We start from the raw sequence: 13,449 nt of genomic DNA on the forward strand, positions 1-13,449 counted from the left end.
CTTCCGGCCGGACGGGCGGTGCCGGAACGCTCCGGTCCGCCCGCCTCCGATGCTATGCCGCCGGGCTGTGCCACGGTGCTGTGCCCTGTGCGGCACAGCACCGTGCGCCCCGCGGGGTCAGGCCGCCGCCGGAGGGTCCGCCCGCTCCGCCCGCCGTAGCAGCAGCGCGGCCAGCAGACCTCCGGCCAGCACCGCCACCGCGCCCACCAGCTGGCTCGTCTCCAGCCCCGAGGCGAACGCCTCCGAGATCGAGGCACGCTCGCCGGCGTCGTCCGCCGCCGCCAGGGCGGCGGGCAGCGAGGTCGCTCCGACGGCCGCGGGCACGAGAGCGGCGAAGCGGGAGTTGAGCACGGCGCCCAGGACGGCGACGCCGAGGCCGTTGCCGAACTCGGCCAGGGTGCCGTTGATGCCCGCTCCCACGCCCGCCTTCTCCGGCGGGATGGCGCTCATGATCGCGTTGGCCATCGCGGGCATGGACAGGGCCACTCCGGCGCCCATGACGACCAGGCCGAGCAGCATCCCGTTGTAGCCGTCGGCTCCGAGGACCGCGATGGCGGCGAGGCCACCGGAGACCAGGGCCATGCCGAGGGCGATGGTGACCGGCGTCCCGAAGATCCGCAGCAGCCGGGCACCGATACCCGTCAGGTTGAGCGCGACCACCGTGAGCGCCAGCGGCGCCGTGCGAAGACCGGCGTCCAGGGCCCCGTACCCGAGCACGAACTGGAGGTGCTGGGTCAACAGGAACAGCGAGCCGGTCATGCCGAACGCCACCAGGATCGCGCCGGCGACCGCGCCGATGAAGCGCTGGTTGCGGAAGAAGTGCATGTCGAGCATCGGGTACGGGATCCGCAGCTCCCAGAACACGAACGCGCCGAGGAAGAGCGCACCGAGGGCGGCCGAGGCCAGGACCTGGGTGGAGGTCCAGCCGTGGTCCGGGCCCGAGATGATCGCGTACACGACGGCCGTCATACCGATCGTGGAGAGCACCGCGCCGAGCAGATCGGGCCGGTCGCCCTGCGGGTTCTTGGACTCGGGGACCATCACGACCACCGCCACCAGGCCGATCACGGCGACGGGAATGTTGATCAGGAAGATCGCGCCCCACCAGAAGTGCTCGAGCATCACGCCGCCGATCAGCGGTCCGGCCGCGAAGCCGAGGGAGCTGACGGTGGACCACAGGGCGATCGCCTTCACCCGCTCCGTGTCGTCGAAGACCTGCACGACGACGGCGAGGGTCGTGGTCATCAGCAGCGCCCCGCCCACGCCCATGCCGGCGCGCGCCGCGATCAACTGGCCGGAGGTCTGGGCGAGTCCGGCGGCGAGCGAGCCGATGCCGAAGAGGGCCAGGCCCGAGACGAGCATCTTCCTGCGGCCGTACCGGTCCGCCGCGTTGCCCGCGGTGAGCAGCAGGCCCGACTGGACCAGCGAATAGGCGTTGATCATCCACTGGATGTCGGCCGTCGAGGCGTGGAGCTCCCTCGTGAGGGAGGGGATCGCCACGGACAGGACGGTGTTGTCGAGCAGCACGGTGAGCTGGGCGAGACAGATGACGCCGAGGATCAGCCAGCGCTGCGGGTGACCGCCCGAGGGGGCCTTACTGGTCTCGGTCGTCGTTGCCGTCATGCAAGCTCCTTGTACGGTGTACGGGGGAAGGTCCCGTACACCGTACAAGAGTTTCCTGTACGCCGTACAGCGCTATTTCTCCGCAGTCAGGTCGCAGAAGGTGACGCGTCCACCGTGACCTCGGGGAACGTCTCGTGGACCCAGGCGGTGATCCCCGAACCCGAGCCGCCACCGGGCCCGCCGGCCGTCACGAAGTCCGGTGGCCCCATGCGGCATGTCCGGCGCTTCGCCTCCGCCCGACGCCCGCAGCGACCACGGCCGCCGCGGGGTCATCTCACTCACCGGGCTTGATCAGATATCCCGCGCCGCGCCGTGTGTGGATCATCGGCGGGCGTCCCGCGTCGATCTTCCGCCGCAGATAGGAGATGTAGAGCTCGACGATGTTGGCCTGGCCGCCGAAGTCGTAGCTCCACACCCGGTCCAGGATCTGCGCCTTGCTCAGCACCCGGCGCGGATTGCGCATCAGATAGCGCAGCAGCTCGAACTCCGTCGCGGTCAGGTGGATCGACTGCCCGCCGCGGGCCACCTCGTGGCTGTCCTCGTCGAGGGTCAGGTCCCCCACCGCGAGCAGCGACCCGCTGCGCACCGCCGCCGTGCCGGACCGCCGGATCAGGCCGCGCAGCCGTGCCACGACCTCCTCCAGCGAGAACGGCTTGGTCACGTAGTCGTCACCGCCCGCCGTGAGGCCCGCGATCCGGTCCTCGACGGCGTCCCGTGCCGTCAGGAACAGGACGGGCACGTCCGGCGCCTCACGCCGCAGCCGGCCGAGGACGGCGAGCCCGTCCATGTCCGGCAGCATGATGTCGAGCACCACGGCGTCCGGCCGGAACTCCCGCACCGTACGCACCGCCCCCGCGCCGTCGCCGGCGCTGCGCACCTCCCAGCCCTCGTACCGCAGGGCCATCGACAACAGCTCGCTCAGCGGCGCCTCGTCGTCCACGACGAGCACCCGCACGGGGCTGCCGTCCGGCCTGAGCATTTCGGTGCGCCCCTGGGGCGAGGTCGTGGTCATGTTCACCAGGCTGTGACATTGCCCTGAGAGGCTTCTTTCCCGAACCTGTGAATTCCCTGAGAAGGTGCGGCTGAGTCAACGGAAACGTCCGGGGGTCGCACAGGGAGCGGAACCGGAAGTCTGAAGGCGGTCGGCGTGGGCACGGCACACGAATCCTTCTGGCGGCTACGGCTGCGGCGGACACTCGCCGGGAACGGCGCCGCGCCCGTCCTCGTGCTGCTGGAGGGCCCCGCCGGTACGGGTAAGAGCCGCCTCGCGGAAGAGCTGACCGGACTCGCCGAGGGCACGGGAGCGGCCTGCCTGCGGTGGACGCCCGGCGAGGCCGGGACGATGCCGGAGCCGGCGGACCAGCCCGGGGACCGTCCCCTTCTGCTCGTCGTGGACGACGTGCACCGCGCGGACCATGAAGAACTGCGCAGGCTCCACCGGATCCTGGAGCAGCCGCGGCCGGGCCTGGCCGCCGTGGTCGCCTACCGTCCCGAGGAACTGGCCGCACCCGGCCTTCCGCTGGGTGCCCCGCCGCCCCGCTACCCGCCGGCCCTGGCCGTCCTGCGGCACCGGATACGGCCGTGGACGGAGGGCGAGGTCCGGCAGGCCGCGACGGCGGCACTCGGTGAGCGCTGCACGGCGGAGGCGGTGGCGCGGCTGCACGAGCGCTCCGGCGGAGTCGCGCAGGTCGTCGTCGACCTGCTCGCGGTGCTGCGCGACAGCACCCGGCAGCGGTGCACGGCCGCCGATGTGGACGCCGCGGGCGTGCCCGTGCGGCTGGCCGACCTGAGCCTCGGCCGGACGGCCGCCCTGCCGCCGGAGCACCGGCCGATCGTGTGGGCCGCCGCCGCGCTGGGCGAACCCGTGAGCCGCGACGAACTCGTCGCCGTGTCGGGACTGGGCCAGGCCCTCGGCAGGGAGGCGCTGCTCGGCGCGCTCGCCGGCGCCGCACTGACGGAGTCGGGGGAGGGCCGCTACGGACTGCCCGTCCCGCTCGCGGCCGTCGCGGTGCACGCTTCCGTGCCGGGGCCCGTACGGCAGGAACTGCACGGGCGGGCGGCCGACGTGCTGGCGCGCAGGCAACCCGTCCCGTGGACGGCCCTGGCCCGCCACCACCACGCCGGCGGACGCGTCCGGGGGTGGCTGCGCGCGGTGGAGCACGCCGCGCGGGAGGCGGCGGAGGCGAGCCGGCACCAGGACGCGATCCGCCTGCTGGAACAGACGCTGGCCTCCCCCTCCGTTCCGCCGCAGACCCGCGCGAGGCTGGCGCCGCTCCTGGCCCGCAGCGCGGTCCTCGGCCTGCGCTCCGACCAGACCGTCGAGGTGCTGGGACAGATCGTCGAGGACCAGGCGCTGCCCGCCACCGTGCGCGGCGAGCTACGGCTCGATCTGGGACTGCTGCTGTGCAACCAGGTCGGCATGAGCGGTCAGGGCTGGCGTGAGCTGGAACGTGCCGCCGCCGAACTGCGTGACGCCCGGCCCGACCTGTCCGCCCGTGCGATGTCGGCGCTCGCCATGCCCTACTGGCCCGGCTCCTCCATCGACGTGCACCGGGCATGGCTGGAAGGCGCGGCGGAGGCCGCGGCGGACAGCGGCGACGAGGCCGTCCGCACGGCCGTCGCCGCCAACCGGGCGGGCCTCGCCATGAGTTGCGGCGACCCGAAGGCCTGGGAACTGGTACGCGCGCTGCCCACGGACAACCCCGACCCGCGGACCCGCCAGCACGCGGCACGCGGCCTGTGCAACGCGGCCGACTCCGCGGTGTGGCTCGGCTACCACGAGCGGGCGGAAGAACTTCTGACCGAAGGTCTCGAACTGTCCGCGAAGAGCGGCTCCCCGTACACCCAGCACACGGCGCTCGGCGCCCGGCTGCTGCTGGAATGGTTCACCGGCCGGTGGGCCGGGCTCGCCGAGCGGTGCGAGACGTTCGTGACCGCGACCTCCGACATGCCGGTCATCTGCGCCGACGCGCGCATGGTCCGCGGGCTGCTCGCCCTGGCGCAGGGGGAGTGGGGGAACGCCCTGGCGTGGCTGTCCGGTCCCGACGGCCCCTCGCCCGAGCACGCGGCACCGCCGCTGGCCGCGGCGACGTCCGGCGCGCTGATCCGACTCGCACTGGCCCGTCAGGAGTTGCCCGCCGCCGCGGCGGAGGCCAGGAAGGCATGGGCGGGCATGGCGGCCAAGGGCGTGTGGGTGTGGGCCGCCGAGCTGGCGCCCTGGGCCGTGGAGGCCACGGCCCGCGCGGGTGACCGGGCGGCGGCACAGGCCATGGTGGACGACTTCGCCGCCGGCCTCGCCGGCCGGGACTCCCCTGCGGCATCAGCGGCGTTGACGTGGTCGCGTGCCGTGCTGGCGGAGACCGACGGCAGGGCGGCGGAAGCCGTGCCGCTCTACCGGCGGGCCGCGGCGGACTACGCGGCGCTGCCCCGGCCCTACGCCCATTCCCTGACCACCGAGTCCGCCGCCCGCTGCGCCCTGAGCGCGGGAGTGGCGCAGTCCGTCGCGGAGCGCGGCGACGGCACGGCGCCGGACGGACCGGGCAAGGCCGGTACGGACCGCGTGGACGCGTGCGGGTCTGCCGCAGCGGACGGGCAGGCGGCGGTCCCCCGGCCGCGCGACGGCAGCGGCGACGCCGACGGTTTCAAGACACAGGCCGTCGCCGAACTGACCGCCTGCGCGCAGCAGTTCTCGGACCTCGGCGCCGTATGGGACGCCGCCCGCGCCCGTGCCCTGCTCCGTTCCCATCAGCCCGCCAGGGATGTCCGGCCGCCGGGCAGGCCCTCGTACGGGGACCAGCTCTCCCCCCGGGAGCGCGAGGTCGCCGAGCTCGCGGCGACCGGGCTGACGAACCGCGAGATCGCGACGACCTTGCATCTTTCGCCGCGCACCGTGGAGCAGCACGTCGCCAGGGCCATGCGCAAACTCGGCACGCAGTCCCGGCAGGACCTCGCGGAGACGCGTGCCGTGAACTCCGCCGCCCCGATGCCGCAAACGCCGACCAATGGGACGAACCACCGGTCGGCCAGGGGTTAATCAGGTATCCGTAGCGCCCGGTACCCGTATAGGCGTGTCCGGGATCTGGCCGTAGGTTCCAGCCACTGGCCGACCGACGCGTATCCGTAGCGGGGGAGCTGCTGGGCCTCGCGTCGGCCGGCCGGTGCACGCACGGCGGGCCCCCAACCCGCCGTGCACCCGGCCGTCACCGTCAACCCCCCGCTTCCCTGTCGCGGCCACAGGCCGGCTTGTCATGACCCGAACCACCCACTCGGGTCCCCGCATGCCGGAACGAACTTGAAAGGCAGCACCTTGAACGGTTCCAGACCCTTTCGCATATCCCTCCTCGCGGTGACCACCACCGCCCTGCTGTGCGCCGGCGCCGCCACCTCCATCGCCGCGCCCCTCCCCGCTCCGGGCACGCCCGGCACGCCGGCCGCCCCCGCACCGGCCCCGGCGGCCCAGCCCGTCGAGCGCCTCATCGTCGGCTACACGTCGCAGGCCGCGGAGGCGAAGTCCGACGACGCGGCGGCCAAGGACGCCGAGGCGAAGGGCCGCAAGGCCGGCGAGTCCCTCGACTTCGACCGGCGCCTGGGCACCGGAGCCGCCCTGGTCGACCTCGGCGCCGAGCTGGACAAGGCGGACTCCGAGGACGTCATGGCCGCCTTCCGCGCCGACCCGGACGTCGCGTACGTCGTTCCGGACACGCGGATGTACGCCACGGCCGTGACGCCGAACGACTCCGAGTACAGCCGCCAGTGGGATCTCTTCGAGGCGACCGCCGGCATGAACGTCCCCGGAGCTTGGGACAAGGCGACCGGCTCCGGCGTCAAGGTCGCGGTCATCGACACCGGCTACGTCGCCCACTCCGACCTCGCCGCCAACATGATCGCCGGATACGACTTCATCTCCGACTCGTTCATGGCCAACGACGGCGGCGGCCGTGACAGCAACGCCGCCGACCCGGGCGACTGGGTCGCCCGCGGCGAGTGCGGCACCGACGCCAACGGCCAGCCCGTTCCGGCGCGCGACCAGAACAACTCCTGGCACGGCACCCACGTCGCCGGCACCATCGCCGCCACGACCCACAACGGCAAGGGCGTCGCCGGTATCGCGTACAACGCGACCGTCCAGCCCGTCCGTGTGCTCGGCAAGTGCGGTGGCACGACGGCCGACATCATCGACGCCATCACCTGGTCGTCCGGCGGTTCGGTGCAGGGCGTCCCCGCCAACCCGAACCCCGCCGACGTCATCAACATGAGCCTCGGCGGCGGCGGCGCCTGCGACGCCGGCACCCAGAACGCCATCAACGGCGCGGTGAGCCGCGGCACGACCGTCGTCGTGGCGGCCGGCAACAGCAACGCCAACGCGGCCAACTTCAACCCGGCGAGCTGCAGCAACGTCATCGCCGTCGCGGCCTCCGACCGCGAGGGCAACCGGGCGTCCTACTCCAACTACGGCACCGTCGTCGACATCACCGCCCCCGGTGGCGAGACCGCGCTCAGCTCCGCCAACGGCATCTGGTCCACGCTCAACACCGGCACCCGCAGCGTCGGCAGCGAGACCTACACGGCGTACCAGGGCACCAGCATGGCCGCCCCGCACATCGCCGGCCTCGCCGCGCTGATGAACCAGGCGAGCCCGTCGATGACGCCCGCCCAGATCGAGTCCGCGATCAAGACCAACGCCCGTACGCTGCCCGGCACCTGCTCCGGCGGCTGCGGCGCGGGCCTCGCCGACGCGGCCCGTACGCTCGGCGCGTCCGGCGGCACCGACCCGCAGCCGCCCACCGGCAGCGTGTTCACCAACGCCGCCAACGTGAGCATCCCGGACACCAACACCCCGGTCACGTCCTCCCTGGCGGTGACGGGCATCAGCGGCAACGCCCCGGCCGACCTCAAGATCGCCGTCGACATCAAGCACACCTACCGCGGTGACCTGCGCATCGAGCTCGTCGCCCCGAACGGCGCCTCCGCCCAGCTGAAGGCCGCTTCCTCCAGCGACAGCGCGGACAACGTCATCACCACCTACACCGTCGACGCCTCCGGCGTCGTGGCGAACGGCACCTGGAAGCTCCGGGTGACGGACGTCTACAGCGGTGACACCGGCTACATCGACTCCTGGGGCCTGACCTTCTGACAGGTCGCAGCCCCGGGCCGCAGCAGGGCCTGCCGATGTCGAGGAGGGCATCGGCAGGCCCTTGGCGTTCCCCGCGGTCGCGATCCCGCGGGCCAGGGCTCCTGTGGGTCCGGCTTCCCGCGGGCCAGGGCTCCTGTGGGCCGGGCCTCGCGTGAGCCGGGGCTTCCCGCGGGGCTCGGGGCGTTCCGTGAACCGGGGCCTTCCGTGAACCGGGGCCTTCCGTGTCCCCTGTTTCCCGTGAGCCACGCAATGCCCGGCGAGCCCTGCGACGCCCGCGATGCCTACGACGCCCGCGAGGGCGTTACGTGCTTCCGAGCAGCAGCCGGGCGCCGTTGTCGTGGCAGACGGCACGCAGCCAGTCGTCGCCGAGCCCGAGCCGCTCCAGCGCCCGCAGCTGGTGCGCATACGGATACGGGATGTTCGGGAAGTCCGTACCCAGCACGATCCGGTCCCCCAGCTCCGCCAGCCGCGCCCGTTCCCCCTCCGGGAAGGGCGCGAAGGCCTCGCTGAAGTCCGTGAACGCCATCGTCGTGTCCAGCCGCACCTCGGCGTAGCGCTCGGCCAGGTCCAGGAAATCGCCGTACTCGGGCATACCCATGTGCGCCACCACCAGCCGCAGCCGGGGATGGCGCGCCAGCAGCCGCCCGACCGGCTCGGGCCCGGTGTGCTTACCGGGGGCGGGGCCCGAACCGCAGTGCATCACCACCGGCACCCGCGCCTCCGCGAGCAGCCCCCAGACGGGATCCAGCAGCGGATCGCCCGGGTCGTACGCCCCCACCTGCAGATGGGACTTGAAGATCCGCGCCCCGCCGTCGACCGCCTCCCGCACATAGCGGTCCACGCCCTCCTCGGGAAAGAACGTCGCCGTGTGCACGCAGTCCGGCGTCCTCGCGGCGAAGGCCGCCGCCCAGCCGTTGAGCCAGGCCGCCATCCCGGGCTTGTGCGGGTAGAGCATCGACGTGAAGGCCCGCACGCCGAACTCCCTCAGCAGCCCGACCCGTTCCTCCTCCTCGTGCCGATAGGTGATCGGCCACTCCATGCCGGTCATCGGACCGACGGCGTCGAAGTAGGCCCACACCTTCCGCAGGACCGGCTCCGGCATGAAATGCGTGTGCACGTCCACGAGCCCGGGCACACCCAGCCGCTGCCAGAACCGCCGTACCTCAGCCGCGTCGTCCGCGGATCCGATGCTCATGGCAGCTACCTTCCGTCCCCGGTCCGCCCGGCGTCCAGATCGATCACCGAAGCACCCGACGATCGCCGGATACGCGGACGGGACCGCAGCTCCGTTGCCGGGAGAGGTTCAGAACAGGCCGCCCTGCACGCCGTCCTCCCGCACACCGGCCGTGGGCACGCTCAGCGCCTCGCCCTCGCCGGCGCCGACCAGGTCCCACCCGGTCATCAGCCGGGTGTCGACCACGACGATCCCGTCCCTCGCCGTCCGCAGATGCAGATCGGGTCCGGCCACGGCGACCAGCCGGCCCGCGACCGCCCCGCCGTCCACCAGTTCGCGCACCACCGCGTCGGCGGCCGGCAGCCCGTCGAGCCCGAACACCCCGACGTGGTCCACCGCCTCGAACGCGATCGGCTCCAGGGACTCCGCCCACCCCGGCAGCGCCAGCGCACGCCCGTGCAGCCCGGCCACTTCCGCGACCCGCTCCTCCGGCCCCGGCAACGCCGCCCGAACGGCACGCTTGCGCGCGTACGCGATCCGGTCGGGCACACCCAGCGCCGCCCGCAACAGCTCCTCCGTGCGCCGCGCCGCCATCAGCGGGCCCCGCCCCAGCCACGCGAACACCACGGCGCCCTGCTCGAGCAGCCGCGCCGGGCCCCGCTCCTCCGCGGTGATCCCGACCTTCAGCATGCCCGGCCCGAACCAGGCCAGGTATACGCGGTACGTACGGGGGTCGTCGGGCACGGCGTCGGCGGCCACCGAATGCGCCCGGTCCAGCCGCGCGCAGTCCGGGCATCGCGCCTGGGTCGCCCGGCCGGGCACCAGGGCGGCCACGGGGCACGCGTTCCCCCGCGCACCGACACAGCGGCGGGCGCCCTCCGCCCGGAAGCCGAGGCCCTTGCCGATGACGAGCGGGCTGACCCGGCCGCCCTCCCAGCGCAGCACACACACGCGCGCTCCACTCGGCCAACCGACCCCGGCGCACCGCCAGCCCATACGCACCTCCATAGCGTGAACGCCGGTCGCTCCCGCGTCCCCTGTGCGACGGCCGCCGTTTCGCACCGCCACGCGAGAGGCCCCCGGCTCTCCGGGGGCCTCTCGCCCGCTGCGCACTCGGCAGGACGTGAATCTGCGACCTTCTCGCAACCACAGGCGTGTGCGCCGTCCGATACAGGGCCCGGTGACGACCCTATCGACACCCAGTGACACGCGACCGGGCCGCACGGGCAGCCCCGACGAGCGCTGTCGATGCGGCGGCGGGGGCTTCATGTACGGAGCCGTGTCTCCCGGGCGCAACGGCCATACCGGCCGCTACGAGGCCCGGAGGGACGGCAGCGGGCCTGGAGCGGGCACCGGGGTTGCGGTATGGCGCTGCTGTACTGCTGTACTGCTGTCGCGGCCATCGACTCCGCCAGAGCCGCGACGTCCACGCAGGTGCCGATCACGGTCCCCGTCGTTCCCTCATCAGGTGCGCCACGGCCTCCCGTCCCGCCCGAGCGGCCGCGCACGCCTCGCGGGCGGACGGCGGCCCGGCACGGACGACCTCGTGCCTAGATCCCCAGCGCGCCCCGGGCCGCCGCGAGTCGGTCCCTGGCCTCGGCGAGCCAACCAGCCTTGAGATCGAGTGGCACGCGAACGCAGATCTGCGTGCTCGGCGCGTCGTGGATTTCGATCACGTACGGGTCATCGGCCACGAAGGTGAGGTACGCGGTGCGGCCCTCCCTGGGCCAGTCGCCGGCGAACAACTCGTCCTCGTCCCGCCCGGCGTCGGCGTCGTCCTCCTCGACGGCGTCGAGGAGCGAGCCCCACTCCTCGATGTCATCGTCATCGAAGCCCGTGTGCACGGTGGCGTTCACGAAGTCGCTGCGAATGACGATCTCGGCGTCGTAGTAGTCACCCTGCCGCGAGAGGATCCGCACGGCGACGCTTTGCAGGCCGTCGTCCAGCCGTATCAACTCCAACGGCTCGGCGCTCTCCACCACGGCTCCCCCTCCGGCTGACACGGCTGCTGTGCTTCGCTGCTGTACGCCCCAACGCGAGAGGCCCCCGAATCATCTCCGGGGGCCTCTCACCTGTGTGCACTCGGCAGGATCCGAACCTGCAACCCCGGTGCGGTCCCCGGCTGCTACTCCGCCGCGGGTGCCTCGGGCGTGACGCTGCTGTAGTCATCTCCCACAGGCTTCTCCATCCCCGGCGCCTCGGCGAACCGTGCGCTGTCGATGTCGCCCCGCTTGGCGACGATCCGGTAGCTGAATTCACTTCCGGCCGACGGTGTCTTCGAGCGCACGGTGAACCCCGAGCCGGTCCGGTCGCTCACGTACAGCGCGTTGTTGTCCCCGTACTCCGTGAGGAACACGTGGTACTCGTCGTTGCCCGTGACGGCCTGGAAGGTCTCGTCCAGCGCGACTTCCGCGACGCCGTTGTCGAGCCGGCCGGACCCGAAGTCCTCGAACCAACTCTCCGGGCTCTCCACCGCATAGAGAAGGCGCAGGCTTCCGTCTGCGAGCGGAACGGCAGAGGACTTGGCCCCGGTGACCGTGAGGGCTCCGTTGATACGGACGGGACCGTCGAATCGCGCCGCAAGTCCCGAGCTCGACCGGGCCCAAATGGCGAACGCCTGGGAGCCGTTATGCGCGTCCGCAACGACGGCGTTCCCGTTCAGCACGTTGGAGTTTCCATGGACACCGGCTCCGCCGGTGCCGGTTCCGAAACCGACCACCCCGTCGCCGTTGTTGCCCTGACACCTTCCGACGACGCCGGCGAGCGTGCCGTGGATCTCCGCTCCTGTGGTGATTCGTGTGGCGTGCGTTTTGAACCCGATGTCCGCGGGTCCCAAGGCAACGAATTGATTGTCCTGGCTGCTCACGCTCGACCTCCATCGCTCACACGGGCCGTTGTCGGCCAGCCCTTGGCCGTGTCGAGACTGGCACCGGTGACCTCCGGCGATCCAGCCGCCCCGCCACAGTTCCCTCGGCCGCGGATTCTTCAGCCGTATGGCTCTGACCGCACACGGGCGTGGACACCGGGCCCGGCCTGCTGTCGCGAAACCGGTGCCGAAGTCATGCTCTGCCCGCGGAGGCGCACGCGGAGGGAACTGGTGATCGTGGAAGCCGCGACAGCCGCCGACCGACCAGCCGAAGGAAACACGAGGCGCGGCACGATCACCATGACCCTCGACGCCCACGCGCACGTGATGAGACGACATTGCGTGCGGCTGCTGACCGGATGGACGACGCCCTAGGAGTGGATCACGACGGCAACGGCGAGATCTTGTGGTCGGAGGCTTTGATGAGAGCGTCCGACGCTCCGACACAGACGAAGCCCGGAACGGCAACACGAGCGTTCTTCGGCACGTTGATGTCACCTGCTGATGTCAGAAGCCCCCCGGGATGATCCCGGGGGGCTTCTGAGCTGTGTGCACTCGGCAGGATTCGAACCTGCAACCTTCTGATCCGTAGTCAGATGCTCTATCCGTTAAGCTACGAGTGCTTGTGCTTCCCGGGCTTTTCTGCCCGGTCGGCGTTGCGGGAACAACATTACATGACCTGCGCCGCGACGCGAAATCCATTAGCCGCACCCTGCCTGACCTGCGGAAACACCCGAACGGGTGTACGTGCGCGGGTCTCAGGACGACCCGAGCCCCGGCCGTTCGTGCCGGCCCCCGGGGCGACCAGCGCCCTGCCCGTGTGGGCCGGGCCCGGAACGACCGAAGCCCCGGCCGTGTGGCCGGGGCTTCGGTGATCAGCTGGCGGAGGCGGAGGGATTTGAACCCTCGATGGGCTTTAAAACCCAAACCGCATTAGCAGTGCGGCGCCATAGACCGGACTAGGCGACGCCTCCAGCACACTCACGCGGGCGCGAGTGGTGCGTGCAGATGATGACACAGCCCAGGGGCGTGTCACCAATCGCCGTCCACGGTACTAGCCCCTGGGCCCGCAGAGCAAAGCGCTTGCGGTTGCGCAACGCCGTGGCGTGAGCAGCGTTAGACATGCCGGGGGCCTGTCGTGGCCCCCGGCAGGACCCGTGAATCTTCAGGAGCCCCCATGCTGCGCCGCCTTGTCTTCACCGCAACCGTGTCCGCCGCCGCCCTGGCCGCGGCCGTACCGACCGCCGGGGCGGTCGTCCTCTCGCCGCCGCCGCTGCCCCTGCCGCTGCTGGAGAGACCCGCCCCGGAGCAGCCCGACCGGCTGACAGTGATCGTCTCCGCGACCGGGAACACCCGGACGGACGGCAGGTACGAGCTCGAGTGCGGACCGGCCGGCGGGACGCACCCCTCCGCCGAGTCGGCCTGCAGCCGCCTCGAGGAGCTCGCGCGGGACCAGCAGGACCCCTTCGCCCCGGTGGCCGAGGACCAGATGTGCACCCAGCAGTTCGGCGGGCCGGCCACGGCGCGGGTCACCGGTACGTGGCAGGGGCGACGGGTGGACGCCACCTTCGACCGGAGCAACGGCTGCGAGATCTCGCGGTGGCAGACACTCGAGCCGGTGCTGCCGAACACCAGGTCATAGGCCGACGGCGT

Annotated in this window: 9 protein-coding genes and 2 tRNA genes; 3 read left to right on the top strand and 8 right to left on the bottom strand. The window is 72.2% G+C overall.

Annotated elements, in window-relative coordinates:
- Positions 1-117: 117 nt before the first annotated feature.
- Both AB0K36_RS02140 and AB0K36_RS02145 read right to left on the bottom strand, forming a co-directional pair.
- Entirely contained in the window at positions 118-1,623 is a 1,506-nt protein-coding gene (locus AB0K36_RS02140; protein WP_364587040.1) for an MFS transporter, read from the bottom strand.
- Between the two features lie 274 nt (positions 1,624-1,897).
- Positions 1,898-2,635, bottom strand: a complete 738-nt coding sequence (locus AB0K36_RS02145) for a response regulator transcription factor (protein ID WP_364587041.1) — start codon at positions 2,633-2,635, stop codon at positions 1,898-1,900.
- Positions 2,636-2,770: 135 nt separating this feature from the next.
- Between AB0K36_RS02145 and AB0K36_RS02150 the strand changes: the two genes are divergently transcribed.
- Together AB0K36_RS02150 and AB0K36_RS02155 are read left to right on the top strand one after the other, a co-directional pair.
- Complete coding sequence (locus AB0K36_RS02150; RefSeq protein WP_364587043.1) at positions 2,771-5,656, top strand: helix-turn-helix transcriptional regulator; 2,886 nt, start codon at positions 2,771-2,773, stop codon at positions 5,654-5,656.
- 312 nt (positions 5,657-5,968) lie between these two features.
- Positions 5,969-7,756 (top strand): S8 family serine peptidase, encoded by a 1,788-nt coding sequence (locus tag AB0K36_RS02155; protein WP_364587045.1) that lies wholly within the window; start codon positions 5,969-5,971, stop codon positions 7,754-7,756.
- 301 nt (positions 7,757-8,057) lie between these two features.
- Here the strand turns inward: AB0K36_RS02155 and AB0K36_RS02160 are convergent, their stop codons facing one another.
- From AB0K36_RS02160 to AB0K36_RS02185, 6 genes are all read right to left on the bottom strand, one after another.
- Entirely contained in the window at positions 8,058-8,951 is an 894-nt protein-coding gene (locus AB0K36_RS02160) for an amidohydrolase family protein (protein ID WP_364587047.1), read from the bottom strand.
- Between the two features lie 108 nt (positions 8,952-9,059).
- Entirely contained in the window at positions 9,060-9,926 is an 867-nt protein-coding gene (locus AB0K36_RS02165) for a DUF2797 domain-containing protein (RefSeq protein ID WP_364587050.1), read from the bottom strand.
- A 554-nt stretch (positions 9,927-10,480) separates the two neighbouring features.
- Complete coding sequence (locus tag AB0K36_RS02170) at positions 10,481-10,912, bottom strand: DUF5959 family protein (protein WP_364587053.1); 432 nt, start codon at positions 10,910-10,912, stop codon at positions 10,481-10,483.
- A gap of 143 nt (positions 10,913-11,055) precedes the next feature.
- Positions 11,056-11,796 (bottom strand): hypothetical protein, encoded by a 741-nt coding sequence (locus tag AB0K36_RS02175; RefSeq protein WP_364587056.1) that lies wholly within the window; start codon positions 11,794-11,796, stop codon positions 11,056-11,058.
- A 550-nt stretch (positions 11,797-12,346) separates the two neighbouring features.
- Positions 12,347-12,419: transfer RNA gene (locus AB0K36_RS02180), tRNA-Arg, on the bottom strand.
- 257 nt (positions 12,420-12,676) lie between these two features.
- Positions 12,677-12,770: transfer RNA gene (locus tag AB0K36_RS02185), tRNA-Ser, on the bottom strand.
- Positions 12,771-12,973: 203 nt separating this feature from the next.
- Here AB0K36_RS02185 and AB0K36_RS02190 point away from each other — a divergent pair.
- A complete protein-coding gene (locus AB0K36_RS02190) occupies positions 12,974-13,438 on the top strand; it encodes an SSI family serine proteinase inhibitor (protein WP_364587059.1) in 465 nt (154 codons plus the stop codon).
- The last annotated feature ends 11 nt before the right edge of the window (positions 13,439-13,449 follow it).

Origin of the sequence: Streptomyces kurssanovii (assembly GCF_040677245.1) — a bacterium.
Lineage (GTDB): Bacteria > Actinomycetota > Actinomycetes > Streptomycetales > Streptomycetaceae > Streptomyces > Streptomyces kurssanovii.

What these genes read in the sequence shown, in the direction of transcription:
- AB0K36_RS02190 (WP_364587059.1), top strand. Translation starts at nt 12,974, where the DNA reads ATGCTGCGCCGCCTTGTCTTCACCGCAACCGTGTCCGCCGCCGCCCTG.
- AB0K36_RS02165 (WP_364587050.1), bottom strand. Translation starts at nt 9,926, where the DNA reads ATGGGCTGGCGGTGCGCCGGGGTCGGTTGGCCGAGTGGAGCGCGCGTG.
- AB0K36_RS02145 (WP_364587041.1), bottom strand. Translation starts at nt 2,635, where the DNA reads ATGACCACGACCTCGCCCCAGGGGCGCACCGAAATGCTCAGGCCGGAC.
- AB0K36_RS02160 (WP_364587047.1), bottom strand. Translation starts at nt 8,951, where the DNA reads ATGAGCATCGGATCCGCGGACGACGCGGCTGAGGTACGGCGGTTCTGG.
- AB0K36_RS02140 (WP_364587040.1), bottom strand. Translation starts at nt 1,623, where the DNA reads ATGACGGCAACGACGACCGAGACCAGTAAGGCCCCCTCGGGCGGTCAC.